The sequence below is a fragment of the Bacillus sp. FSL K6-2944 genome, assembly GCF_038005385.1.
Taxonomy (GTDB): Bacteria; Bacillota; Bacilli; order Bacillales; family Bacillaceae_G; genus Bacillus_A; species Bacillus_A cereus.
On record NZ_JBBOTE010000001.1, the window covers coordinates 2483344 to 2509416 of the forward strand.

The window sequence follows — 26073 nt, forward strand, 5'->3', positions numbered from 1 at the left end:
CAGTTTATGTACTGTGCGTCTCCTCTTCGAGCATCAAATCCATACTCGATATTCCAATTAAATCATTTTTATCATAGGCATCTTCTTGCAACAACCGCATCGCCTGTGTACGAATTGATTTTTCAACAATATTCCGTACATACCGCCCATTACTAAACGATGTAATTTGCGACGAATACTTTACAGCATGTAAATGATCCCTAAATTTCCATTCAGCCTCTTTCGATAACTGATATTCACGCTCTTCATACATTCTTTTCCCAATTTCCAACAACTGATTTACCGAGTAATCCGCAAATTCAATAATAAATGGAAAACGAGATTGCAGCCCTGGATTTAATGAAAGAAAGTGATTCATCTCTCTTGAATATCCAGCTAAAATCAATACAAAACCATGTTGTTTATCTTCCATATGTTTTACAAGCGTATCAATTGCTTCTTTTCCAAAGTCCTTCTCTCCTCCTCGAGCTAAAGAATACGCCTCATCAATAAACAAAATACCTCCCATTGCTTTTTTTATTAAGTCTCTTGTTTTTTGGGCTGTATGGCCGATGTACTCTCCTACAAGATCAGCACGTTCAGCTTCAACCAAGTGGCCTTTCGATAGAATATTCATCTCAAACAGCAATTTTCCTATCATTCTAGCAACTGTTGTCTTCCCTGTACCTGGATTCCCTTTAAACAGCATATGAAGTACTTGCTTCTCTGACTTCAATCCCTTCTCTTGTCTTTTTTTATTCACATAAATCCAAGCATATATTTCTTTTATTATCTTTTTTATATCATCCATCCCAACAAGCTTCCCCATCTCTTCTTCAATTCTCTGCAGCATTTCATGTTTAATTGTAGTTTCATTTGAAATTACCGTTTTATTTTCTGCGGCTGGCAAAGAAATTTTCTTTCGATGGTTTAACACAATATTAATTTGATTATTGTTTTTCTTTCGCATCGATTGTTCCATACAATCACCTGTTATGAAGTGACCTTTGTCAATAGTTTTTCACCCATAATATTTTTCTTGATGGCATACAAAAGCTTCAGAAATAAGATCTATCGACAGTTAACCACTCTGTTATTCGTGGATTGGTTACCTCAGGTTAATGGTTCGTCGTTAGGCTCTTATAATCTCACTGCGTGGATCACACCTTTTCAAATTCTAATAAATAGCTTGTTTATCAGAATTTCAGCCATGCCAGAAGAGGTGAGTCATAGATAGCCAGACCTGTAATTCACTATCTCTGAAGCTCATCTATGCCATCAATTGATACCTTTGGTTTCTAACTATGAATGAATCAATCAACTTCATATCCTTCCCTCTTTATTTTCGGTGAATTTTACCTGTTTCTAATCCCCATATAAAACACCCCAGTTCTCTTGCGATAGCTGTAACGGCAACATTTCTAGGTTTCCCTTGATATATCATGCGATAATATTTTCTTTGTAACCTTTCTACAGCCTGATCCGCATAAGCAATCACTTCGCTTCGTTGCCCTTTTTGTCTTGCTTTCACTCGCTTCGATTTTAATCCGATTGTTCCTTTTACCAACGCATTTGCACATTCTACAAGAGTAGACCTAACGGTCGAATTTCCTTGTTTTGTAATCGAACGTCGACTGATTTTTTCTCCACTTGAGCTTTCGCTTGGTGTCAATCCTACATAAGCCATAAATGCTTTAGCCGTGGGAAAACGAGTGAAGTCTGCAATTTCCACATGAACAGTCATTGCCGATGTTGTATCTATACCTTTTAAGCATCTTAAATTTGCGATTGGTTCTTCGTACCTTTCACGATGAGATAATTCTTCTAATCTCAGACTGAACCGCTCAATTTTATCGACTAGAACATCATACTGTAATAGGTATTCGCCTAACGTTTCTTTGAATAATCCTTGTAGATCAAGATTCTTTAACCATTTCATATAAGCGATTGTCCAGCTTGATTTCCCTTCATACACATAGCCATGCCTTAAAAGGAATGCTTTTATCTGTTGTTTTATTTTTTTCAAAGATGTTTTAAAATCACCTAACATGCGGATATACTCTTTCACGGCAACATCCTCTTCTTCTGGAACATATACTTCTTTATAGGTGCCATTTGCTAAATTAAGAGCAATCATTTTGGCATCGAATTTATCATTTTTAACCATTTTATTTTTTGATGAACTGTACATTGTTGTGGGAGCTAAAATATCACAATCAATTCCATTTTGTTCAAGAAGATTATGAAGTGAATACCCTAAACAACCAGCCTCATATCCAGCTTTAATTTTTATATCTTCACCATATTTTGTTTTCAGTTTCTCAACGAATTTTTTTACGAGAGATACATTTGAAGCACATCGTGCTTCTCTTACAATTTCCCCAGTTGTTCCGTGTAGTGCACATAAGCTAAAACTTTCCTTGTGGACATCCATCCCAATATAGATTATATTTTCCATAGTGGCCTCCTATTATCATAGGGTATAACCCCATTCATAATGTTTTCATTCATTATTATGGGTTAAAATCCCTGACTTGATAATCTAGGAGGTCGCTTCATATTATCTCATTTTATCCACTCACCAAATATTATTATTCCTGCCCCCCTTGTAAATGCCTATTTTCAGAAAAGTTTGCTATAATATAAGAAATAATTAAGGTGGTGGGACTATGGAGACAACGGAATTCCATGATACAATACAAGCCTTTTCTATTTTTTTATTGAATAAAGGCCGAAAACCCTCAACTATTAAACGTTATGTTTATGACGTTGAAGACTTCGGACATTGGTTAGAAAAAAACAAAAAGCTCCCTTCCAGTAATATATGGGCTACACTTTGTACAAAAGACTACGAAGATTACTTTTCCGATTTAAAAACGAATCGACATTACTCAGAAAAAACGATGCATCGTGTATTTATTGTACTAAATAGAATGCATCATTTTCTAAACATTCCTAATCCATTGAAAAATATGGAGATATCTATTCAACCAGACCGTACACTTCGTAACGAAGATTTCATTTCACCTGATGAAGAAAAAAGGTTAAAGTATATAGTCACTTCATTAGAAGGACTTTCAGAAAAACAACTTCCTGTGCGCCCCTTATTAATGGATCGCAATATTGCTATTTTAAATCTATTGATTGACTACGGTTTATCCTTACAGGAACTTACAGCATTAACAATGCATCACGTTCACTTTGAAACTAACACATTATCAATCCCAGCAACCGCAGGTGTAGAAAGAACAATTACATTAGCAAAAGAAGACAAAAAACAACTATATAATTATTACAAAAGCATCCCGGAACCAGTTCGCCCCAAATACCATAGTGATAATCCATTATTTGTCGCATTCGATTTTAACCGTGGAACATACAGGTGGGTATATGAAAATGATGCACCAAAGGCATTAACGGAAATTGCTATACAAAAAATGATTCGCCTCGAAGTGGCTAGAGCCAATTTACGTAAAGGAATTTCAGGACAACATTTTCGTAACACCTATATTTTAAACTTAATAAAAAAAGAAACTCCTGAATCAGAAATTATAAAACTCGCTGGATTCAAATCAAAAATTTCATTAAAGCGATATTATCAATACGCAGAAAATAGAAAAAACGCCTTATTGTAAGGCGTTTTTTCTATTTTTTCTTTAAACAAACGATTTTACTATGACCATTTAACTAATTTCTGCATCTACTATGATGAGTTTCGTTCACATTTTCGTGAGAAAGGAGAGATTTAATGTCTCGTTATAACGACAATCAAAACAAATTCTCCAAACCATGCTTTCCAAGTAGCGCCGGACGAATCCCAAATACTCCATCAATCCCAATTACTAAAGCTCAACTTAGAACATTTCGTGCGATTATTATTGATTTAACAAAAATAATCCCAAAACTTTTCGCAAATCCATCTCCCCAAAATATTGAAGATCTAATCGATACATTGAACCTACTGAGTAAATTTATTTGTTCACTAGACGCTACTTCCTCCCTGAAAGCACAAGGGTTAGCTATTATTAAAAACTTAATAACTATATTAAGAAATCCAACCTTTGTAGCAAGCGCTGTATTTATTGAGCTTCAAAATCTCATTAACTATTTACTATACATTACAAAATTATTCCGAATTGACCCTTGCACACTTCAAGAGCTCCTTAAATTAATAGCAGCATTACAAACTGCTCTAGTTAATTCTGCTTCGTTCATTCAAGGACCTACTGGACCTACTGGACCAGCAGGCGCTACTGGTGCTACCGGACCTCGAGGTAACACGGGCGCTACTGGCGCTACCGGTGCCACTGGACCTCGAGGTAACACGGGCGCTACTGGCGCTACCGGACCTCAAGGTAACACGGGCGCTACTGGCGCTACCGGTGCCACTGGACCTCAAGGTAACACGGGTGCTACCGGTGCCACTGGACCTCAAGGTAACACGGGTGCTACTGGTGCCACTGGACCTCAAGGTAACACGGGTGCTACCGGTGCCACTGGACCTCAAGGTAACACGGGTGCTACTGGTGCCACTGGACCTCAAGGTAACACGGGTGCTACCGGTGCCACTGGACCTCAAGGTAACACGGGTGCTACTGGTGCCACTGGACCTCAAGGTAACACGGGTGCTACCGGTGCCACTGGACCTCAAGGTGCTCAAGGTAACACAGGTGCTACTGGTGCTACCGGCGCTACTGGTGCTACTGGACCTCAAGGTGTTCAAGGTAACACAGGTGCTACCGGTGCCACTGGCGCTACTGGTATAGGAGTTACCGGACCTACCGGACCTTCTGGCGGGCCTCCTGGACCTACTGGACCTCAGGGACCTCAAGGTAACACAGGTGCTACCGGCGCTACTGGACCTCAAGGTGCTCAAGGACCTGCTGGTGCTACCGGCGCTACTGGACCTCAAGGCGTTCAAGGTAACACTGGTGCTACTGGACCTCAAGGCGTTCAAGGTAACACTGGTGCTACTGGACCTCAAGGCGTTCAAGGTAACACTGGTGCTACTGGTGCCACTGGACCTCAAGGTGCTCAAGGTAACACAGGTGCTACCGGCGCTACTGGTGCTACTGGACCTCAGGGTGTTCAAGGTAACACTGGTGCTACCGGCGCTACTGGACCTCAAGGTGTTCAAGGTAACACTGGTGCTACCGGCGCTACTGGACCTCAGGGTGTTCAAGGTAACACGGGCGCTACTGGACCTCAAGGTGTTCAAGGTAACACTGGTGCTACCGGCGCTACTGGACCTCAAGGTGTTCAAGGTAACACTGGTGCTACTGGCGCTACCGGTGCCACTGGACCTCAAGGTGTTCAAGGTAACACGGGTGCTACCGGCGCTACTGGACCTCAAGGTGTTCAAGGTAACACTGGTGCCACTGGCGCTACTGGACCTCAAGGTGTTCAAGGTAACACTGGTGCTACTGGCGCTACTGGACCTCAAGGTGTTCAAGGTAACACTGGTGCTACTGGTGCCACTGGCGCTACTGGACCTCAAGGTGCTCAAGGGCCTGCTGGCGCTACTGGTGCTACTGGACCTCAAGGTGTTCAAGGTAACACTGGTGCTACTGGCGCTACCGGTGCCACTGGACCTCAAGGTGTTCAAGGTAACACTGGTGCTACTGGTGCCACTGGCGCTACTGGACCTCAAGGTGCTCAAGGTAACACAGGTGCTACTGGCGCTACCGGTGCTACTGGACCTCAAGGTGTTCAAGGTAACACTGGTGCTACTGGCGCTACCGGTGCTACTGGACCTCAAGGTGTTCAAGGTAACACTGGTGCTACTGGCGCTACCGGTGCTACTGGACCTCAAGGTGTTCAAGGTAACACTGGTGCTACTGGCGCTACTGGACCTCAAGGTGTTCAAGGTAACACAGGTGCTACTGGTGCCACTGGCGCTACTGGACCTCAAGGTGTTCAAGGTAACACTGGTGCTACTGGCGCTACCGGTGCTACTGGACCTCAAGGTGTTCAAGGTAACACTGGTGCTACTGGCGCTACCGGTGCTACTGGACCTCAAGGTGTTCAAGGTAACACTGGTGCTACTGGTGCCACTGGCGCTACTGGACCTCAAGGTGTTCAAGGTAACACTGGTGCTACTGGTGCCACTGGCGCTACTGGACCTCAAGGTGTTCAAGGTAACACTGGTGCTACTGGCGCTACCGGTGCTACTGGACCTCAAGGTGTTCAAGGTAACACTGGTGCTACTGGCGCTACCGGTGCCACTGGACCTCAAGGCATTCAAGGACCAACGGGTGCTACCGGCGCTACTGGTATAGGAGTTACTGGACCTACTGGACCTTCTGGTGGACCTACCGGACCTACTGGGCCTACTGGACCTAGCTTCCCTATAGCAACAATTGTTGTAACAAACAATATTCAGCAAACAGTACTGCAATTTAATAACTTTATTTTTAGTACTGCAATTAACGTAAACAATATTATCTTCAACGGCACAGATACAGTTACTGTTATTAACGGTGGTATTTATGTAATTAGCGTATCCATTTCTACAACTGCGCCAGGATGCGCTCCACTCGGAGTAGGAATTTCAATTAATGGAGCAGTCGCAACTGATAATTTCTCTTCAAATTTAATAGGCGACTCACTTTCATTTACTACAATCGAAACATTAGCAGCTGGTGCAAGAATTTCTGTTCAATCTACTCTTAATGAGATTACGATCCCTGCGACAGGAAATACTAACATCCGCCTTACTGTATTTAGAATCGCTTAAATTTCATCATATATTGTTTATGACAAATAAAAAAAGAGCGAGGAAACTCGCTCTTTTTTTGTTATGTACAATAATTCATTACTATTCTAATTCAATTGAAACATTTTTTTGTGGTACAAATGTGGAAATTGCATGTTTATAAATAAGCTGCTGCTTACCTTCTGTTTCCAGCAGGACTGTAAAATTATCAAATCCTTTAATTAGTCCACGAAGCTGGAAACCATTTAATAAGTACAGCGTAACAAACGTATTTTCTTTACGGAGTTGATTTAAAAACTGATCTTGAATATTGATTGATTGCTTCATGTCGAATCCTCCTCTTTTTCTCTACTTACTATTATTCGACTTTACTTGTAACTTTCCTTCTATGTATCGTAAAATTTCTGACGTTTTTTCACCGTCTGTAACATCAAACCACGTGACATCCATTTTATTACGGAACCACGTTAATTGACGTTTTGCATAACGACGCGAATTCGTCTTTAATTGTGACACCGCATCTTCTAAAGAGGCTCGATTCTCAAAATAATCATAGATTTCTTTATATCCAATCGCTTGAATAGATTGACAATCTCGTATCCCTCTATTATACAGCCCTTCTACTTCCTCTAATAGGCCTTGTTCCATCATCAAATCCACTCGTAAGTTAATGCGATCGTATAGCATTTCTCGATCCATTGTCAAGCCAATTAATGAAACATCATAGAGTAACTCTTTTTCTTGTTTCTCAATTTGTTCACTCATTTTTTCACCCGTCGTGTGGAAAATTTCTAACGCCCGAATGACACGTCGTACATTATTTGCATGAATACGCTCCGCACTTTCTGGATCTACTTCTTGCAATTTTTTATGTACATATTCCACACCGCGTTCTAAAGCTAACTTTTCCATTTGCTCTCGGTATATCACATCACCAGCATCATCTGTAAACTGATAATCGAATAAAACAGATTGTATATAAAGACCGGTCCCACCAACTATAATTGGTAATTTACCACGTTCTGTAATTTCTCGAATATGCTTGCGAACACGTTCTTGAAATTCCGCGACAGAAAATGAATCTTCCGGATTTTTTATATCGATCATATAATGTGGAATTCCGTCCATCTCTGCTTTTGTTACCTTTGCAGTTCCAATATCCATCGTTCGATAGATCTGCATGGAATCACCACTAATAATTTCACCGTTCAACACTTTGGCAAGATCGATACTTAACTTCGTCTTTCCAACAGCAGTTGGTCCAATGATGACAGCAACTTTTTCACGTTGCACTTCTCCCATATCATTCAACTCTCTTTATGTAATATACTCCATCTATTGATTATACCCAATCTTACCAATTTTAACGGCATGATTGCAAGTTCTTTCATTTCGGTACATGAAATTATACAGAAAAAAGAACATAGTTTGTCCAATTCTGCATATACATGATAAAAATAGTTTCGAGAGGATGAGTTAACTATGAAACAATCCACCATCAATTTTTCATCTTTGACAAAAGACCTCATTTTAGCCACTTCTACAAAAGAACAAAATTGTTCACAAGAGGAATTATACTTCGCCCTAAATTGTTTACTACGGGCTTTTCATTCTACTCTCCATGAAACAACATTACATCCAGAAAATAAAAATACAGAATATATACAAACGCAATTTTGCAGTGCATATAAAATTATTACAGGTAAAACTATTTATCCATTTCAATAATCCATAAAAAGCGGCTGCTTACATAGTTTTAAGCAACCGCTTTTTATATTAATATCGATAACCTATTGTATAACTTTCACTTTTACAGATTTGCGCCCCCAGCTATTAGCACTACCATCTGAACCGACTAATACATCAATACGATTTCCTTTAATCGCACCACCGGTGTCTCCAGCAATCGCTTCTCCATATCCTTCTACCCATACTTTTGATCCAAGCGGAATTACTTTCGGATCAACAGCAATTACTTTCATATTTGGATTTGCTGTTAAATCATGCCCCATTGCAGTTAATACACGACCACCATACGAACCATTCTCACTCGGATCTGCTGTATATGCCGTCGCTTCTACTGTAATTTCACGACCACCAGTAGGCGCACTTGTTTCAGTAGATTTTGCAACTGGTTTTGCAGCCGGTTTTTCTTTTACCACAGGTTTACTTGATTCTACATTCTTAATAGAATCGTTACTCTTAACAGACTCTTTATTCTTAACTACTGTATTATTTTTAACTGGCGTATTTGTTCTAGCTGGTGCTTCTTCTTGAGCTACAACCTCTTTCTTTTCGATTACAGGTGCTGTTCCTGTTAAAAATGGCACGTGAACATATCCAACTTTTCCATTGTAGTCGAATTGTAACCATTCATTTTGAACTTGATTCGTCGTTTCAATCACATCATTTTTATTAAGTTTACCTAAAATTTCAGAATCAGTATTCGCTCCAGCACGAACATTTAATACGCCCGCCGTTACATAATATGTGCTCTTTGTAAAATCGGCACTTACAAACGCTTCCTTACCGTTCAACTTAATTTTTGTCCATCCATTTTCTGTATTTATAACATCTAGTGTATTCCCACTGAACACTTTACCTACAAGCTTTGCCTCTACATTTGGGTTTTCTCTAACATTTAATATGTCTGTTGTTACAATTGTTTCCGCTTTAGCAGAACCCGCAAAAATCCCAAGACCAAAAACTGCTGCTGTTGCTATACCTAATAATTTTTTCATGAATAGCCTCCATTTGCTTTGTTTTCGTATTTTCATTATAGCAACAGATTTTTAGAATTTTTAGAAATCACACAATTACAAAGCATTCGTAATATACGATTAACGAGTTGTAACATAAATTTCCATATTAATAAAATGTATTTCTCATACAATCTCCAGTGGTTTTCATATATTTTTCATATACGAGCACAAGAACTTTTTTCCAGAAAAAATTACAGTGTTACTTTTTTGTTACAAAAAATTCACAATTCGTTACATCTTTTACCAAAAAACATCAATATTCAATTGTTAACCTATTTTTTTGTAATAAAAAGAGAGCAGCTACTAAAAACTGCTCTCTTTTTATTTGTTATTGAACTTTCTTTTTCCAAACACCTAGCATAACAGCCGAGACAATTGTTCCAATTAATATAGAGAAAATATATAGTAACGGTTTATTTACTAACGCTATTACAAATAATCCACCATGCGGTGCCGGTAATGTAATTTGGAATAACATAGATAACGCACCTGCAATACTTGAACCAACAACACAACTTACGATTACTCGAACCGGATCTGCAGCTGCAAACGGAATCGCACCTTCTGTAATGAACGACGCTCCCATAATATAATTTGTTAAACCAGATTTACGTTCCGCTTCTGTAAACTTTGATTTAAAGAATGTAGTTGCGAATGCAATCGTAAGTGGTGGTACCATCCCACCAGCCATAACTGCTGAGTGCACTCCAAAATTCTGCGCTTCTATTGCAGCAATACCAAACGTAAATGCCGCTTTATTAATTGGCCCTCCCATATCAATTGCCATCATACCACCTAAAATAAGACCTAGTAATATAGCATTCGTACCGTTTAAACCATTTAACCACCCTGTCAACATTTCATTTAATGCTACTACAGGCGGAATTACTACTTTTTGCATTACAACTCCTGTAATCAATAATCCAAAGACTGGATATAACAATACAGGTTTAATTCCTTCTAATTGTACTGGTAGTCCTGAAAATAATCTTTTCAACCCTAAAACAACATATCCAGCTAAGAAGCCAGCAATTAACCCACCTAAAAATCCAGCATTCGCATTCGCTGCTAAAAATCCACCTACAACACCAGGCATAAAACCAGGACGATCAGCAATAGAACTTGCAATAAATCCAGCTAAAATTGGTACAAGGAATAAAAACGCACCTGTTTTTCCTCCACCAATTGACATGAACAATTCAGCTAAAGGACCTTCCGCCTTTATACCACCAAACGAAAACGCTAACGCTATTAAAATCCCGCCACCAACAACGAATGGAAGCATATTACTTACACCGCTCATTAAATGCTTATAAATTCCTAATCCTTTTTCTCCCTCAATACTTTCTGATTTCCCGTCCTCTTTTACACCTTTAAAGATTGGTGCATCTTGTTTGACAGCTCGCTTAAGCAGATTTTCCGTTTTTCGAATCCCATCAGCAACTGGCACTTGAATGACATGTTTACCAGCAAAACGATTCATTTCTACTTGTTTATCCGCCGCAACAATAATAGCTGTTGCACGTTCAATATCCTCTTTCGTTAAACCGTTTTTAATACCTGTTGATCCGTTTGTTTCAACTTTAATCGCTATTCCTAACTCTGTCGCTTTTGCTTTTAAGCTATCCGCTGCCATATATGTGTGAGCGATTCCAGTTGGACAAGCTGTAACAGCAAGTACGTACGGTTCATTTCCTTCTGGTTTTGCGACTTCAATCTCTTCTTCTTTTTCATTCTCTTTTTCATCAAATAGTTGAAGAAGCTCACTTTCATCCTTTGCTTCTAATAGTTGCTTGCGAAATCCTTCATCCATTAATAATGTCGATAAACGAGACAACGTTTCTAAATGAGTATTATTCGCTCCTTCACTTGCAGCAATCATAAAGAATAACTGTGCTGGCTGTCCATCAAGCGACTCATAATTGATACCGCTTACACTTCTACCAAAACAAATCGATGGTTGTTTAACAGCCTTTGTCTTCGCATGAGGTATTGCAATACCTTCCCCTATTCCAGTCGTACTTTGGGCCTCCCGCTTTAAAATAGCTTCTTTAAATTCCGTTTTACTATTTAAACGATTTGCCCCGTTTAATTTCTCAACTAATTCATCTATGACAGCTTCTTTATTTGAAGCTGTCAAATCCATAATGACTGTATCCCTTTTTAATAGTTCTGTAATTTTCATATGTTGCTTCCCCCTATCGCTTAGCTACAATTACTTGCGACAATAATTCTTCTACTTTTTCCTTCTTACATAAATCAGCTGAAAATGCTGTTGCACTCCCTGTTGCAACGCCGTATTGAAATGCCTTTTCAATATCTTTTGTCTGTTCATATTTGCCTACAAACCCTGCAACAAGAGAATCCCCGGCCCCAACTGAATTAATTACAACACCTTTTGGAACAGTCGCTTCATATATACCTTCTGCCGTAAATAATAAAGCTCCCTCTCCAGCCATCGATACGATAACGTGTTTTACACCTTGTTCAATTAATTTTCTTCCATAAGGTAAAACGTCCTCTACTGTTGAAAGCTCCACTCCAAACAACTCACCAAGTTCATGGTGGTTTGGCTTAATTAAAAATGGCTTATTTTTAATTACATGTTGCAGTGCACTTCCACTTGCATCTACTACTACACGAATACCTTTTTCAGCTCCAAACGCAGCAATTGATTCGTAAAAGGTACTTGGAATAGAAACTGGTACACTCCCAGCAAGTACAACACAATCTCCAGGTTGCATACTCTCAATTTTTTTCATTAACTGTTCGAACTGCTCTTTTGTTACAATAGGACCTTGGCCATTTAATTCTGTTTCTTCTTCCCCTTTTATTTTCACATTAATGCGAGTATCTTCATCTACTTGGACGAAGTTTGTTGTTACACCTTCCGTCTGTAATACCTCTTTAATAAATTGACCAGTAAATCCACCAGTAAATCCAAGTGCTATATTTTTAACACCTAAACGCTGAAGAACACGAGAAACATTAATTCCTTTTCCTCCAGGAAACTTCATATCTTTTTCCGCTCGATTTATTGTTCCTAAATCAAAGGAAGAAACTTGCACTACATAATCAATAGATGGGTTTAAAGTAACTGTATAGATCATTGTTTATCAGCCTCAATTACATTGGTTTGTTGTTTATATTTTTCTAAATCAATTTCTAAATGGTTTGTAATAATATTTGCATCTTCAACATTTGCAATTTTCGCAAACGCAACTTCTGAAAACTTACTTTCATCAATTAAGAAATATCCTTCGTTTGCTAATGTTAATGCCATTTGTTTTAAGAGCGCTTCTTCTGGATCTGGCGTTGTAAAGCCAAGCTGTTCATGTACACCATTTGCACCTAAAAAACATTTATCAAAACGATACTTCTGCATACTTTCCTGTGCCATAGCACCGATTAAAGCTTTCGTCCTACTCTTCATCATTCCGCCTAGTAAATACGCACGAATATTATTTTCAACTAAAGCTTCAATATGCATAAGTCCATTCGTAACGACAGTAACATCTTTATTTATTAAAAATGGAATCATTTCAAATGTTGTACTTCCTGCATCTAAATAAATACAATCACCTTGTTCAATAACGCTAGCCGCATACTTAGCAATTTGTTGTTTTATTTGAATGTTTTTGGATGATTTTTCGACCATCGTTGGTTCTTGCCCTTTTCCTGTTAAAACAGCGGCACCACCATGAACTCTTTTTAATAACCTTTGCTTTTCCAATTGTGCTAAATCACGGCGAATTGTCGACTCAGAGCTTTCTGTTCTTTCAACTAATTGCTGTAATTTTACAACTTTCTGTTCTTTTACAAGTTGCAATATCATTTGATGACGTTCAGGAGTTAACATTTTATTCACCTCTTCTTTGATTACAGTATAATGAAAACGGTCACAAAAATCAACCATAAACAATCAAAAATAATCAAAAACATCCACAAACATTTATAAACATTTATAAACAGCAAAAAAAAGAAACCTATTCGATCAAACAATCAAATAGATTTCTTTTCTAAATTCACTTATAAAGAAGCTTTATATATACTTAAAACATCATCTTTATTTAATTTTTTAAAGTTACCAAATTCACCATACGCCATAGCTTTATCCGCCATTAAATCAATTTCATTTTCTCCAATAGCGTAATCAGATAATGTTACTGGCGCCTCAATTGAAGTCCAAAATTGACGTAACGCCTGAATTCCTTCTAACGCAATTTCTCGATCAGTCTTTCCATCTGTTTCTACATTGAATACTCGAATAGCAAACTGTTTAAAACGACTTACATTTCCCTCTACAACATGCTTCATCCAGTTCGGGAATAAAATCGCAAGGCCACCCCCGTGTGGTATATCATGAACAGCAGAAACTGCATGCTCAATATTATGAGTCGCCCAATCTCCTTTTACTCCCATTGCTAAAATGCCGTTTAACGCCATAGTACCACAATATAAAATAGTTTCTCTATGCTCATAATTTTCTAAATCACTTAAAAGCTTAGGAGCTGTCTCAATTACTGTTTTTAAAACAGCTTCACAATAACGATCTTGTAGTTCTGTATTCGTTCCATGATGGAAATATTGTTCTAATACGTGCGACATAATATCTACCATACCGTAAATTGTTTGATCTTTCGGTACAGAAGTAGTATGAACTGGATCTAAAATCGAAAACTGCGGGAAAGTAACCGGGCTACCCCATCCATACTTTTCATTCGTTTCCCAGTTTGTAATTACCGAGCCTGCATTCATTTCAGATCCTGTTGCTGCAAGAGTAAGTACAGTACCAAATGGTAATGCCTCATTAGCAAATGTTTTTTTCGTTACAATATCCCATACATCTCCATCGTACTTACTACCAGCTGCAATTGCCTTCGTACAGTCGATTACACTTCCTCCACCAACTGCTAAAATAAATTCAACACCATTCTCTTTACAAATTTGAATCCCTTTCTTTACAGTTGATACACGTGGATTCGGTTCAACACCTGTTAATTCAAATACTTCTGCATTAATATCCTTTAAAATAGAAATTACATTATCATAAATACCGTTTCTTTTAATGCTGCCTCCCCCGTATACGAGAAGAACTTTTTTACCGAACTGTGGAATTTCAGTTTTTAACTGTTCTAATTGACCTTTACCGAAAATAAGTTTCGTTGGATTACGAAATACAAAATTTTGCATATTTCTTTACCATCCCTTCTATATGAAAAGCAACTATACTTTTGTATACCATATTTTTTTCATTTCACAAAAATATTTGCTTAATAAAAAAATCCCAGCCTACAGGCTGAGATTTTTTTATTGGTAATAAGGTGAGATCATTAAGTAAACAATAACACCAGATAAACTTACATATAACCAAATCGGCATCGTCCAACGTACAATTTTACGGTGACGTGTTAATTGATTTGTAAAACCAAATACAAGCGCAAACAATGCAAGTGGTACGATAATTGCTGCTAGGATAATATGTGTAATTAAAATGATGAAATACACATATTTAATGAATCCTTCTCCGCCAAAATGTGTTGCCGGTGCTAAGTAATGATACGATAAATACGACACACAAAATAGTAAAGTTGTCGTAAATGCTGCAAGGATAAAACCACGATGCATTTTCACATTCTTTTTAATAATAGAGAATAACGCTGCTAATAAAAATACGAACGTAAAGCTATTAAAAATCGCGTTTAACATTGGTAAAATCGTTACATCAAAATGTACTTCTCCTTCATAGCCAACAGGTCCAAAGAACAAAAATAAAATAATCGCATTTACAATTACAGAAAGCGTTATCACAATAGGAGCATAGCTTTTCTGATTTGTTGATTGATCCACCAAAATGGTCACTCCCTCTTCCTTCAAGTATGTATACATAACCTCACTATTTTAACATATTATTCACAGTGTAAATGTGACAATAGTTTGACACAGCAAGACCAGACAAAGAAAAAAATCCTTCTTAATAAAACTTCTTAAGAAGGATTTTATCGCTTTATTATTCAAATAGCAATGCGATTAGTTTTTGTTAAAAAATGTATCGCTATATGCTTGAAAAATTTCAGACACTTGATATCCCATTAATGAAATTGCTGTTAATGAAAAGAAACCAATCATAAGAAATCGAAACCACATATAAATCTCCTCCTTGTATTTAGCTTAAAAAACATTCGCTATATTACAAGTTGAGTGGCACTCTTCATCGTCACTTTCCTTTTTCCTTACAATTGCTGTAATAAATCGAATCATAAAGAAAACTACAAAAAGAAATTGTTCGTAATTCACATTGGCATAGTTTAGCAACGGCTCGCGCTGCACATCGAACGGAGATGAGAAGGAATAGAACATACCTTGCTCTTCCATATATACAATTACAATTTTCATGCAAAATACGATTCCTAGAAACGAAACAATATCTTGCCATTCTGTCGTATATAACAGGTTATACAGCTCTAATACGTACTCTTCCATCATCATCCCCCCTTCCTTTTTTACCATTTTGCTCGCCTTCGTATAAAAAGTCAAGAAAAAAGTTTATATCCACTATGACAATAGTAATTACTTGTTTCTATGATTATATATGATTCTTTTATAGCAATGATTGGGTGTAACTCTCTTCGAAAATAAGAAAATTAGAATCGAACAGATTCCTCATTCTTACTTTTAGGATGCAAAACTGTGATATTTTTATTTCTATTAAAAATAAAATAAGAAAGTATGATAAGAACAGTAACAAACATTGTTAAAAATGCTTGTGAACGTAAAGTATCAATTGCGAACATCGCAACTAAAACTGCTATAATAGCAGCAATTGTAACATACGTTACATACGGAAAAAGCCACATTTTCACTTTCAAATTTTGTTGTTCTACTTTCCCCATTTTTTTACGCATCTTTAAATGCGAAACTGCAATAACGAGATAAACTAGTAACGCAATCCCGCCAGATGCATTCACTAAAAACAAAAAGACTTTATCTGGAGAAATGTAACTAAACACAACTCCAATATAAGCGAAGAAAGTTCCAAATAAAACCGCTCGAACGGGAACACCACTACTGTTCAATTTTAAAAATGACTTTGGAGCATCTCCTCTTTCTGCCATTGAAAAAAGCATTCTTGAATTTGTATATAAGCCTGAATTTAAGCAAGAAAGTACAGCTGTTAAAACGATAAAATTCATAATTTGTGCTGCCGCTGGTATTCCTATATGTTCAAGTACAGCTACAAATGGACTTTTTAATATGTTTGCTGAATTCCATGGCAGTAGCGTAACAACTACCGCTATAGACCCAATAAAAAATACAAGAATACGCCAAATCACACTGTTTGTTGCTGTTTTTACTGCTTTTACAGGTTCTGCAGATTCACCTGCGGCTACTGCTACAATCTCTGATCCCATAAATGAAAATATAACAACAGTAATTCCAAGCAGGACCGAACTTATACCGTTTGGCATAAATCCACCTTGTCCAATTAAATTCGAAGTGCCGGGTGCTTCTGTTCCTGGAACAAATCCTAAAATAACAGCAAGACCTAGACAAAGGAACAAAACAATACTTATTACTTTAATAAAAGAAAACCAATATTCAAACTCTCCAAATGATTTCACCGAAAAAACGTTCGTCAGCGTTAATAAAATTGTTAATATTAAACTTAATAACCAAAGCGGTATTTGTGGAATCCAATATTGGATAATACCAGCACCTGCTGTGGCTTCTATTGCAATAACAATTACCCAAAAAAACCAGTATAACCAGCCTATTGTATAACCCGCCCAAGGACCAATCGCTTCTCTTGCATACGTTGCAAATGAACCACTTGTCGGATTAACAGCTGCCATTTCTCCTAGCATTCTCATGACGAAAATGACTAGAAGTCCTGCTAATGCATATGAAACGATAGAACCTGGTCCTGCCGAATGTACAACTGCACCACTTCCAACAAACAAACCAGCCCCTATTACGCCGCCAATTGAAATCATTGTAATGTGGCGTATTTTGAGGTCTTTCTTTAGATTTTTATCCAAATCTTGTACATCCCCTTCCAAACTAAATTTTGAAACTTATGTAAGAGTACTGTGCGAAAGATTTTGTTCTATACGTTAAAATATATCAAAATATTCTGAATTTAACAATTACAATTCAACCTTCTTCAAAAATTATTACATTAGGTTTAATACTTTCCCATACACAATTGTTGAGAAAATTATAGTCCCCTTACAAAAGAAAGAATTTTCAGATATTATTAAATAAACAAGATTATACATCTAGACAACTTTTTGTATAGGAGTGTTGATATGTTAAACAAGTTCAAATTTTTTTGTTGTATTTTAGTAATGTTCTTACTTCTACCGCTATCCCCTTTCCAAGCACAAGCAGCAAACAATTTAGGTTCAAAATTACTCGTTGGATATTGGCATAACTTTGATAACGGTACTGGCATTATTAAATTAAAAGACGTTTCACCAAAATGGGATGTAATCAATGTATCTTTTGGTGAAACTGGTGGTGATCGTTCCACTGTTGAATTTTCTCCTGTGTATGGTACAGATGCAGACTTCAAATCAGATATTTCTTATTTAAAAAGTAAAGGAAAGAAAGTAGTTCTTTCAATAGGTGGACAAAATGGAGTCGTTTTACTTCCTGACAATGCCGCTAAGGATCGTTTTATTAATTCCATACAGTCTCTAATCGATAAATACGGTTTTGATGGAATAGATATTGACCTTGAATCAGGTATTTACTTAAACGGAAATGATACTAATTTCAAAAATCCAACTACTCCCCAAATCGTAAATCTTATATCAGCTATTCGAACAATCTCAGATCATTATGGTCCAGATTTTCTATTAAGCATGGCTCCTGAAACAGCTTATGTTCAAGGCGGTTATAGCGCATATGGAAGCATATGGGGTGCATATTTACCAATTATTTACGGAGTGAAAGATAAACTAACATACATTCATGTTCAACACTACAACGCTGGTAGCGGGATTGGAATGGACGGTAATAACTACAATCAAGGTACTGCAGACTACGAGGTCGCTATGGCAGATATGCTCTTACATGGTTTTCCTGTAGGTGGTAATGCAAATAACATTTTCCCAGCTCTTCGTTCAGATCAAGTCATGATTGGGCTTCCAGCAGCACCAGCGGCAGCTCCAAGTGGTGGATACATTTCGCCAACTGAAATGAAAAAAGCTTTAAATTATATCATTAAAGGAGTTCCGTTCGGAGGAAAGTATAAACTTTCTAACCAGAGTGGCTATCCTGCATTCCGCGGCCTAATGTCTTGGTCTATTAATTGGGATGCAAAAAACAACTTCGAATTCTCAAATAACTATAGAACATATTTTGATGGTCTTTCCTTGCAAAAATAACAAAGTAAAACTATAATTAGCCCCCATCAATCGGACATTTATGGGCAATCAATGCAGGATAAAAACAGCAATAGGACCCTTTATAGGTCCTATTGTTGTTTTTTATTTATGAAAATTACTTTGTCACATCTAAAGTTTTAAGAAACTGTTTTCCATCGCCCAACATCGCACGTTCCTCCGAATCATATTGTTAAATATTCTAGTCACTCTTTTGCTTCAACACAAAAACTGAAAGTTCAGGTACACTACAAAATCTAACAGGCATCCTAGTAGTCCCAATACCACGATTTACATATAAATATAACTGCTTACTCTTCCCCTCCACTTCATACATACCTTCAACATAACTCTCAGCTAGTTTGGTAGTAATTAACGGACCTACAAAAGGGATTTGGACTTGTCCTCCGTGACTATGTCCTGACAGTTGAAGATCAACTGGGTAACGATTTATTTTGGTTACAACATCCGGCTCATGTACTAATAACATGTTGAAATCATTTTGTTTCAAGTTTTTTAAAGTTGAATCTATTTTCGGCTTCCCTAATAGAAAATCATCCAAAGCTGATATTGTAATATATTTGCCGTTTTCCACTTTAATTTTCTGCACTTCATTTACTAATACAGAAAAACCAGCTTCCTCCATATATTTTTTGTAAAATAAACTACCGCCCCCGCCCCTATCATGATTCCCAAACACAGCATATTTCCCTAAGGGAGCATAAATTTTCTGCAAAATAGCCTTCGCTCCCTCTCTTTCTGCACTATAAGAACCAAATTTATCTATTAAATCTCCGGTAAAAACTACTATATCTGGATGTAATTCATTCATCTTCTCCACCAAATGTTCAAGTTGCTTCAATGTAAACTCTGGCCCTAAATGTACATCTGAAAACTGTAATATTTTTTTATTATTAAATTCTTTAGGAATTGCAGAAGCTTCTATTTCATTCCATGTAACTGTTACTAGTTTTCGTTCTATTTCTGTCGCATAATAATACAAACTTACTAGTATCATTAATATACTTATAAAACTAATAATAAATATCTTTACGATTGATTTTTTTCGTTCTTTTTTTACATGATTCGTATTCATGTTTTCACCTCTAGAAACACTTTAAATCCTTATTGTTACATTAATGTGACAACATGAACAATGTTATTAATATGTAATTTCCTCCCTATTCACTTTGACAATTTTATACAGAAGTCATACCATATTTTTATAATACATATATTTTCGAATCTTTTTCTATTCATTCCATCATTTTATTACGGAGGGGTTATTCATGTCTGTATTTACACCAGAAGAAATTACGGAACTTGCTGCGAATTCCGGAAGGAAAAAAGCTCATTTATCATTACTCCCTATGCTAATTCTCGGTTTTTTTGGCGGTGCTTTTATCGCATTAGGGTATTTACTCGATATTCATGTTATTGGAACAATGCCAAAATATTGGGGATCATTTACTAGTTTTCTAGGCGCTGCTGTATTCCCTATCGGTCTTATTCTCGTTATTCTTGCAGGCGGTGAACTAGTAACTGGTAACATGATGACAGTTTCTATGGCTTGGCTTCAAAAGAAAATTACTTTATTTCATTTCATACGAAATTTAGTTATTGTTACGTTTAGCAATTTCATAGGGGCTGTATTTGTAGCCTACTTTTTCGGCCATATCGTTGGCTTAACTGAAGGAGCTTTTTTAGCGAAAACTATTTCTATCGCTCAAGCGAAACTACAAGATACACCATTGCAAGCATTTATTTCTGCAATCGGATGTAATTGGCTCGTTTGTTTAGCTGTTTGGCTCAGTATGGGAAGTAAAGAATTTATCGGAAAGATTATCGGTATTTGGTTCCCAGTTATGACTTTTGTTGCGATTGGATTTCAACACGTTGTAGCAAATATGTTTGTCATCCCAGCCGCAATTTTTGCCGGTCATTTCACTTGGGCTGAATATTTTCCAAACTTTATTTTTGTTTTCTTGGGAAATTTAGTAGGAGGTATGTTATTTGTAGCACTACCTTACTTCATATCTTATAATAAGAAACTATCTTCTTATCAAGAGAAGACTGAAATGAAGAACAAATCTCTGTCGGCTTAAATAGAATGTCTATAAAGAACCCTAAAAATATTACAAATTTCATTTTTTTTGCGAATATATGTACGTACACTTGTTCTCGAATGTTTTATACGTTATAATAACAACTTAAATAGCATTATTTACATATGAGGTGAAAAACATGAACAAAACAGAATTAATTAAAAACGTAGCACAAAATGCTGAGATTTCTCAAAAAGAAGCTACTGTAGTTGTACAAACTGTAGTAGAATCAATCACTAACACTTTAGCTGCTGGTGAAAAAGTACAACTTATCGGATTCGGTACATTCGAAGTTCGCGAAAGAGCTGCTCGTACAGGCCGTAACCCACAAACTGGTGAAGAAATGCAAATCGCAGCTTCTAAAGTACCTGCTTTCAAAGCTGGTAAAGAACTAAAAGAAGCTGTAAAATAATGAAAAATATCCTTCTCATTTATGAGAAGGATATTTTTTCATAACATAATTAATAAAAATCTGACCATTATGCTGTTTCTTTTGTTCTTTTATGCAAATAAAATCTTTACTTTCAAAAAAAGGTTTTGCGGTAATGCTCGCCTCTGTATATATCTCCCTATGTCCCAAGTTCACTGCTTCTTTTTCTAACTTCTGTAGTATGTATGAAGCAACTCTTTTCCCTTGATAATCTTTATGCGTAAATAAAAGATCTACGTAACGATCATCGTTATAATCCCCAAACCCCACAATCATACCTTTATGATCCGCTACATAGCTAATATTCTTTTCTAAAGACTGTAACCAATTTTCTCTATCTAGTCGCTCCGGTGCCCACGCCTGTAGCTGTAACTCATTATAATCTTTTGCATTAACCGTATGAACTGTTTCATAGAACAATTGTAATACTTGATCTAAATCTTTTTTCTGGAATGTTCTAATTATAATGTCTTTTAACATATATAAGTCTCCTTACCAAACTACCTCTTAACTTTTCTACTACATACGATTCTATATTTCTGCTTTATTATATCGTTTTAATTTCTATACGAACAAAAAAACAATACTTATTCAAGTATTGTTTTTTAATTCTATTCAATTACTTAATGTAGCTTTTTAAGGTTTTAATTTAACTCTTTGTAATCGTAATGCATTTAATACAACGGATACAGAACTAAATGCCATCGCTGCTCCAGCAACCCAAGGGGCTAAGAAACCTAATGCCGCAATTGGAATTCCTAACGCGTTATAAGCTAATGCCCAGAATAAATTTTGTTTAATATTTCTTATCGTCATTTTACTCATAAATATCGCATCAGCAATACTATTTAAGTCACCGCGGATTAACGTTATATCCGCTGCTTCCATCGCTACATCCGTTCCCGTTCCAATTGCCATACCAATGTTCGCTGTAGCAAGAGCAGGAGCATCATTTATCCCGTCTCCAACCATCGCTACTTTCTTACCATTTGCTTGCAGTTTTTTCACTTCTTCTGCTTTTCCTTCTGGCAATACTTCTGCAATTACGTGATCAATACCAACTTGCTTTGCAATTGCCTGAGCAGTTTGTGTATTATCTCCTGTAATCATCACAACGTCTAGACCCATTTTTTTCAGTCTTGCGATAGCTGCTTTTGAAGTATCTTTCACAGTATCTGCAACGGCAACTATACCAGCATATTCTTTATCGATTGCAATAAGCATTGCTGTTTTTCCTTCTCGTTCTAGCGCTTCCATTGATTTAGAAACTTCTTCAATATCAATATTGAATTTCTTCATTAATCGACGTGTACCAATTAATAAGTGTTTTCCTTCTACAACTGATTCGATACCAAATCCCGGAATCGCTTCAAACGTTTCTGAACTCGGGATATCAATTTTCTTTTCTTTAATTCCTTCTACAATCGCTTCTGCAAGCGGATGTTCAGAATTTCTTTCTGCTGCCCCTACTAATCTAAGCAGTTCATTTTCATTGAATCCATCTGCTACAATTACATCTGTTAATACCGGCTTCCCATTTGTCACTGTACCCGTTTTATCTAGAATAACCGTATCTAATCGGTGCGTTGCTTCTAAATGCTCTCCACCTTTAAATAAAATACCATACTCAGCCGATCTTCCTGATCCTGCCATAATAGATGTAGGCGTTGCAAGACCTAATGCACATGGACAAGCAATAACAAGTACTGCTATCATTTTCTCAAGTGCTCCGCCAAAATCACCAGGTGTAACAAATATCATCCATACTGCAAATGTGATAATCGCAATCACAACTACAACCGGTACGAAAATACCTGAAATTTGATCTGCTACCCTTTGAATAGGAGCTTTTGAACCTTGTGCCTCTTCTACTACTTTAATAATTTGAGCTAATGCAGTATCTCTTCCTACCTTAGTTGCTTTCACTTTTAAAAATCCATTTTTATTTATTGTCGAACCTATTAGTACATCCCCAATTGACTTATCAACAGGAATACTTTCACCCGTTAACATCGATTCATCAATTGCTGACTTTCCTTCTACAATCTCACCATCTACTGATATTTTTTCACCAGGCTTTACATAGACGATATCACCAGTTACTACTTCTTCAATCAAAATTTTTATTTCTGTTCCATCTCGCACAACTGTAGCTGTCTTCGCTTGTAAACCCATCAATTTTTTAATTGCTTCTGATGAGCGCCCTTTTGCTTTCGCTTCAAATAATTTACCTAAAATAATTAATGTAATAAGTACCGCACTCGTTTCAAAATATAAATCTGTCATATGTTCCGAAGAACCAATAGATTGAATACTTAAATATACACTATAGAAGTACGCGGCCGACGTTCCAAGCGCCACGAGAACATCCATATTAGCACTTTTATTGCGTAACGCTTTATAAGCCCCAACATAAAACTGTCCACCAATGATAAATTGAACAGGAGTTGCAAGTGCTAGTTGCACCCAAGGGTTCATTAACATATCCGGTAAATAAATAAATGACGTAAATGAGAAATGACTAACCATTGCCCACAATAATGGGAAAGATAAAATAAACGAAATAATAAACTTCTTCTTTTGTCTTTCAATTTCTTGTAATCGATGATCAGTTGATGCATCTTGATCATCTGGTTTCACTTCTAATTTATATCCTAGCTTCGTAATCGCGCTCTTCATTTCATTTACATTAACTTCATCAGGGTTAAAGTCTACTGTGGCTGATTCTAAAGCAAAATTTACTGTCGCCTTGTTCACACCATCTAACTTATTTAAACGCTTTTCAACTCTATTTGCACATGCTGCACATGTCATTCCTGAAACAGTAAATTCAGCTTTATCACTTACAATTCCATATCCTAATGATTCAACTTTTTCTTTAAATTGTTGCGGATTTGTTTTAGTTGGATCGTACATTATTTTTGTTTTTTCAAGCGCAAAATTTACATTTGCCTCATGAACACCTTCTACTTTTTTTAGACCTTTTTCAATTCTATTTGCACATGCCGCACATGTCATTCCTGATATTTGAAGATTGGCCTCTTTTTTTTCATTCATGTCTCTCACCTGTTATGAAGTGACCTTTGTCAATAGTTTTTCACCCATAATATTTTTCTTGATGGCATACAAAAGCTTCAGAAATAAGATCTATCGACAGTTAACCACTCTGTTATTCGTGGATTGGTTACCTCAGGTTAATGGTTCGTCGTTAGGCTCTTATAATCTCACTGCGTGGATCACACCTTTTCAAATTCTAATAAATAGCTTGTTTATCAGAATTTCAGCCATGCCAGAAGAGGTGAGTCATAGATAGCCAGACCTGTAATTCACTATCTCTGAAGCTCATCTATGCCATCAATTGATACCTTTGGTTTCTAACTATGAATGAATCAATCAACTTCATATCCTTCCCTCTTTATTTTCGGTGAATTTTACCTGTTTCTAATCCCCATATAAAACACCCCAGTTCTCTTGCGATAGCTGTAACGGCAACATTTCTAGGTTTCCCTTGATATATCATGCGATAATATTTTCTTTGTAACCTTTCTACAGCCTGATCCGCATAAGCAATCACTTCGCTTCGTTGCCCTTTTTGTCTTGCTTTCACTCGCTTCGATTTTAATCCGATTGTTCCTTTTACCAACGCATTTGCACATTCTACAAGAGTAGACCTAACGGTCGAATTTCCTTGTTTTGTAATCGAACGTCGACTGATTTTTTCTCCACTTGAGCTTTCGCTTGGTGTCAATCCTACATAAGCCATAAATGCTTTAGCCGTGGGAAAACGAGTGAAGTCTGCAATTTCCACATGAACAGTCATTGCCGATGTTGTATCTATACCTTTTAAGCATCTTAAATTTGCGATTGGTTCTTCGTACCTTTCACGATGAGATAATTCTTCTAATCTCAGACTGAACCGCTCAATTTTATCGACTAGAACATCATACTGTAATAGGTATTCGCCTAACGTTTCTTTGAATAATCCTTGTAGATCAAGATTCTTTAACCATTTCATATAAGCGATTGTCCAGCTTGATTTCCCTTCATACACATAGCCATGCCTTAAAAGGAATGCTTTTATCTGTTGTTTTATTTTTTTCAAAGATGTTTTAAAATCACCTAACATGCGGATATACTCTTTCACGGCAACATCCTCTTCTTCTGGAACATATACTTCTTTATAGGTGCCATTTGCTAAATTAAGAGCAATCATTTTGGCATCGAATTTATCATTTTTAACCATTTTATTTTTTGATGAACTGTACATTGTTGTGGGAGCTAAAATATCACAATCAATTCCATTTTGTTCAAGAAGATTATGAAGTGAATACCCTAAACAACCAGCCTCATATCCAGCTTTAATTTTTATATCTTCACCATATTTTGTTTTCAGTTTCTCAACGAATTTTTTTACGAGAGATACATTTGAAGCACATCGTGCTTCTCTTACAATTTCCCCAGTTGTTCCGTGTAGTGCACATAAGCTAAAACTTTCCTTGTGGACATCCATCCCAATATAGATTATATTTTCCATAGTGGCCTCCTATTATCATAGGGTATAACCCCATTCATAATGTTTTCATTCATTATTATGGGTTAAAATCCCTGACTTGATAATCTAGGAGGTCGCTTCATATTATCTCTATATACCCTTATGAGGTATAATGATTAGCAAAATAAATCGTACTTCATT

22 protein-coding genes are annotated in these 26073 nt (G+C 36.8%); 6 read left to right on the forward strand and 16 right to left on the reverse strand.

The annotated features are described in order from the left end of the window. Window positions 1–4: 4 nt before the first annotated feature. Complete coding sequence (spoVK, locus tag MHH55_RS12555) at window positions 5–961, reverse strand: stage V sporulation protein K (RefSeq protein WP_000438178.1); 957 nt, start codon at window positions 959–961, stop codon at window positions 5–7. A 357-nt stretch (window positions 962–1318) separates the two neighbouring features. After that, complete coding sequence (locus MHH55_RS12560; RefSeq protein WP_340880263.1) at window positions 1319–2437, reverse strand: IS110 family transposase; 1119 nt, start codon at window positions 2435–2437, stop codon at window positions 1319–1321. Window positions 2438–2648: 211 nt separating this feature from the next. Here MHH55_RS12560 and MHH55_RS12565 point away from each other — a divergent pair, with 211 nt between their 5' ends. Both MHH55_RS12565 and MHH55_RS12570 read left to right on the forward strand, forming a co-directional pair. Then, window positions 2649–3614: a tyrosine-type recombinase/integrase gene (locus tag MHH55_RS12565; RefSeq protein WP_074555588.1), complete on the forward strand. Its 966-nt coding sequence runs from the start codon at window positions 2649–2651 to the stop codon at window positions 3612–3614. A 113-nt stretch (window positions 3615–3727) separates the two neighbouring features. Continuing rightward, window positions 3728–6715, forward strand: a complete 2988-nt coding sequence (locus tag MHH55_RS12570) for a Gly-Xaa-Xaa repeat protein (RefSeq protein WP_340880741.1) — start codon at window positions 3728–3730, stop codon at window positions 6713–6715. Between the two features lie 81 nt (window positions 6716–6796). Here the strand turns inward: MHH55_RS12570 and hfq are convergent, their stop codons facing one another. Together hfq and miaA are read right to left on the reverse strand one after the other, a co-directional pair. Next, the gene (hfq, locus tag MHH55_RS12575; protein ID WP_000813896.1) at window positions 6797–7021 is read right to left on the reverse strand and encodes an RNA chaperone Hfq; all 225 of its coding nucleotides are present in this window, start codon (window positions 7019–7021) and stop codon (window positions 6797–6799) included. Window positions 7022–7042: 21 nt separating this feature from the next. Continuing rightward, a complete protein-coding gene (gene miaA, locus MHH55_RS12580; RefSeq protein ID WP_000504956.1) occupies window positions 7043–7996 on the reverse strand; it encodes a tRNA (adenosine(37)-N6)-dimethylallyltransferase MiaA in 954 nt (317 codons plus the stop codon). A gap of 180 nt (window positions 7997–8176) precedes the next feature. Between miaA and MHH55_RS12585 the strand changes: the two genes are divergently transcribed. Beyond that, on the forward strand, window positions 8177–8422 hold the full coding sequence (locus tag MHH55_RS12585) for a hypothetical protein (RefSeq protein WP_000814429.1): 246 nt from the start codon (window positions 8177–8179) through the stop codon (window positions 8420–8422). A gap of 62 nt (window positions 8423–8484) precedes the next feature. On the opposite strand, the gene entD is transcribed toward MHH55_RS12585, so the two are convergent. The 8 genes from entD to gabP all read right to left on the reverse strand — a co-directional run bounded on the left by entD (window position 8485) and on the right by gabP (window position 17495). Next, on the reverse strand, window positions 8485–9435 hold the full coding sequence (gene entD, locus MHH55_RS12590; RefSeq protein WP_000734604.1) for a cell wall-binding protein EntD: 951 nt from the start codon (window positions 9433–9435) through the stop codon (window positions 8485–8487). Window positions 9436–9784: 349 nt separating this feature from the next. After that, window positions 9785–11641, reverse strand: a complete 1857-nt coding sequence (locus MHH55_RS12595; RefSeq protein ID WP_000704608.1) for a PTS fructose transporter subunit IIABC — start codon at window positions 11639–11641, stop codon at window positions 9785–9787. Window positions 11642–11654: 13 nt separating this feature from the next. Further along, window positions 11655–12566 (reverse strand): 1-phosphofructokinase, encoded by a 912-nt coding sequence (gene pfkB, locus MHH55_RS12600; protein WP_000640859.1) that lies wholly within the window; start codon window positions 12564–12566, stop codon window positions 11655–11657. Further along, window positions 12563–13315: a DeoR/GlpR family DNA-binding transcription regulator gene (locus MHH55_RS12605; RefSeq protein WP_000957279.1), complete on the reverse strand. Its 753-nt coding sequence runs from the start codon at window positions 13313–13315 to the stop codon at window positions 12563–12565. The genes pfkB and MHH55_RS12605 overlap by 4 nt, the downstream gene beginning before the upstream one ends. A 170-nt stretch (window positions 13316–13485) precedes the next feature. Next, entirely contained in the window at window positions 13486–14649 is a 1164-nt protein-coding gene (locus MHH55_RS12610; RefSeq protein ID WP_001179093.1) for an iron-containing alcohol dehydrogenase, read from the reverse strand. A 117-nt stretch (window positions 14650–14766) separates the two neighbouring features. Continuing rightward, complete coding sequence (locus MHH55_RS12615) at window positions 14767–15309, reverse strand: DUF420 domain-containing protein (protein ID WP_000228315.1); 543 nt, start codon at window positions 15307–15309, stop codon at window positions 14767–14769. 318 nt (window positions 15310–15627) lie between these two features. Continuing rightward, a complete protein-coding gene (locus tag MHH55_RS12620; RefSeq protein WP_130055482.1) occupies window positions 15628–15966 on the reverse strand; it encodes a hypothetical protein in 339 nt (112 codons plus the stop codon). A gap of 134 nt (window positions 15967–16100) precedes the next feature. Beyond that, window positions 16101–17495: a GABA permease gene (gabP, locus tag MHH55_RS12625; protein WP_000360111.1), complete on the reverse strand. Its 1395-nt coding sequence runs from the start codon at window positions 17493–17495 to the stop codon at window positions 16101–16103. A 270-nt stretch (window positions 17496–17765) separates the two neighbouring features. On the opposite strand from gabP, the gene MHH55_RS12630 reads away from it, so the two are divergent. Further along, a complete protein-coding gene (locus MHH55_RS12630) occupies window positions 17766–18848 on the forward strand; it encodes a chitinase (RefSeq protein WP_000932436.1) in 1083 nt (360 codons plus the stop codon). 199 nt (window positions 18849–19047) lie between these two features. Here MHH55_RS12630 and MHH55_RS12635 read toward each other — a convergent pair whose 3' ends face one another. Beyond that, window positions 19048–19941 carry a metallophosphoesterase gene (locus MHH55_RS12635; RefSeq protein ID WP_078187073.1) on the reverse strand — a complete coding sequence of 298 codons (894 nt, stop codon included), beginning with the start codon at window positions 19939–19941 and terminating at the stop codon, window positions 19048–19050. 193 nt (window positions 19942–20134) lie between these two features. Here MHH55_RS12635 and MHH55_RS12640 point away from each other — a divergent pair, with 193 nt between their 5' ends. Together MHH55_RS12640 and MHH55_RS12645 are read left to right on the forward strand one after the other, a co-directional pair. Next, window positions 20135–20950: a formate/nitrite transporter family protein gene (locus MHH55_RS12640; RefSeq protein WP_000110546.1), complete on the forward strand. Its 816-nt coding sequence runs from the start codon at window positions 20135–20137 to the stop codon at window positions 20948–20950. 139 nt (window positions 20951–21089) lie between these two features. Continuing rightward, a complete protein-coding gene (locus MHH55_RS12645) occupies window positions 21090–21362 on the forward strand; it encodes an HU family DNA-binding protein (RefSeq protein WP_001043904.1) in 273 nt (90 codons plus the stop codon). Window positions 21363–21377: 15 nt separating this feature from the next. Here the strand turns inward: MHH55_RS12645 and MHH55_RS12650 are convergent, their stop codons facing one another. The 3 genes from MHH55_RS12650 to MHH55_RS12660 form a co-directional block, all read right to left on the reverse strand. Further along, window positions 21378–21860, reverse strand: coding sequence for a GNAT family N-acetyltransferase (locus tag MHH55_RS12650; RefSeq protein WP_078187072.1), 483 nt, complete (start codon window positions 21858–21860; stop codon window positions 21378–21380). Window positions 21861–22016: 156 nt separating this feature from the next. Continuing rightward, entirely contained in the window at window positions 22017–24437 is a 2421-nt protein-coding gene (locus MHH55_RS12655) for a heavy metal translocating P-type ATPase (protein ID WP_078187071.1), read from the reverse strand. Window positions 24438–24795: 358 nt separating this feature from the next. Beyond that, window positions 24796–25914: an IS110 family transposase gene (locus tag MHH55_RS12660; RefSeq protein ID WP_340880263.1), complete on the reverse strand. Its 1119-nt coding sequence runs from the start codon at window positions 25912–25914 to the stop codon at window positions 24796–24798. Window positions 25915–26073 lie beyond the last annotated feature (159 nt).

What these genes read in the sequence shown, in the direction of transcription:
- MHH55_RS12645 (WP_001043904.1), top strand. Translation starts at nt 21,090, where the DNA reads ATGAACAAAACAGAATTAATTAAAAACGTAGCACAAAATGCTGAGATT.
- MHH55_RS12585 (WP_000814429.1), top strand. Translation starts at nt 8,177, where the DNA reads ATGAAACAATCCACCATCAATTTTTCATCTTTGACAAAAGACCTCATT.
- MHH55_RS12595 (WP_000704608.1), bottom strand. Translation starts at nt 11,641, where the DNA reads ATGAAAATTACAGAACTATTAAAAAGGGATACAGTCATTATGGATTTG.
- MHH55_RS12570 (WP_340880741.1), top strand. Translation starts at nt 3,728, where the DNA reads ATGTCTCGTTATAACGACAATCAAAACAAATTCTCCAAACCATGCTTT.
- MHH55_RS12655 (WP_078187071.1), bottom strand. Translation starts at nt 24,437, where the DNA reads ATGAATGAAAAAAAAGAGGCCAATCTTCAAATATCAGGAATGACATGT.
- MHH55_RS12630 (WP_000932436.1), top strand. Translation starts at nt 17,766, where the DNA reads ATGTTAAACAAGTTCAAATTTTTTTGTTGTATTTTAGTAATGTTCTTA.
- miaA (WP_000504956.1), bottom strand. Translation starts at nt 7,996, where the DNA reads ATGGGAGAAGTGCAACGTGAAAAAGTTGCTGTCATCATTGGACCAACT.
- MHH55_RS12610 (WP_001179093.1), bottom strand. Translation starts at nt 14,649, where the DNA reads ATGCAAAATTTTGTATTTCGTAATCCAACGAAACTTATTTTCGGTAAA.
- spoVK (WP_000438178.1), bottom strand. Translation starts at nt 961, where the DNA reads ATGGAACAATCGATGCGAAAGAAAAACAATAATCAAATTAATATTGTG.
- MHH55_RS12565 (WP_074555588.1), top strand. Translation starts at nt 2,649, where the DNA reads ATGGAGACAACGGAATTCCATGATACAATACAAGCCTTTTCTATTTTT.
- MHH55_RS12640 (WP_000110546.1), top strand. Translation starts at nt 20,135, where the DNA reads ATGTCTGTATTTACACCAGAAGAAATTACGGAACTTGCTGCGAATTCC.
- MHH55_RS12605 (WP_000957279.1), bottom strand. Translation starts at nt 13,315, where the DNA reads ATGTTAACTCCTGAACGTCATCAAATGATATTGCAACTTGTAAAAGAA.
- MHH55_RS12560 (WP_340880263.1), bottom strand. Translation starts at nt 2,437, where the DNA reads ATGGAAAATATAATCTATATTGGGATGGATGTCCACAAGGAAAGTTTT.
- entD (WP_000734604.1), bottom strand. Translation starts at nt 9,435, where the DNA reads ATGAAAAAATTATTAGGTATAGCAACAGCAGCAGTTTTTGGTCTTGGG.
- hfq (WP_000813896.1), bottom strand. Translation starts at nt 7,021, where the DNA reads ATGAAGCAATCAATCAATATTCAAGATCAGTTTTTAAATCAACTCCGT.
- MHH55_RS12650 (WP_078187072.1), bottom strand. Translation starts at nt 21,860, where the DNA reads ATGTTAAAAGACATTATAATTAGAACATTCCAGAAAAAAGATTTAGAT.
- pfkB (WP_000640859.1), bottom strand. Translation starts at nt 12,566, where the DNA reads ATGATCTATACAGTTACTTTAAACCCATCTATTGATTATGTAGTGCAA.
- MHH55_RS12635 (WP_078187073.1), bottom strand. Translation starts at nt 19,941, where the DNA reads ATGAATACGAATCATGTAAAAAAAGAACGAAAAAAATCAATCGTAAAG.
- MHH55_RS12620 (WP_130055482.1), bottom strand. Translation starts at nt 15,966, where the DNA reads ATGGTAAAAAAGGAAGGGGGGATGATGATGGAAGAGTACGTATTAGAG.
- MHH55_RS12660 (WP_340880263.1), bottom strand. Translation starts at nt 25,914, where the DNA reads ATGGAAAATATAATCTATATTGGGATGGATGTCCACAAGGAAAGTTTT.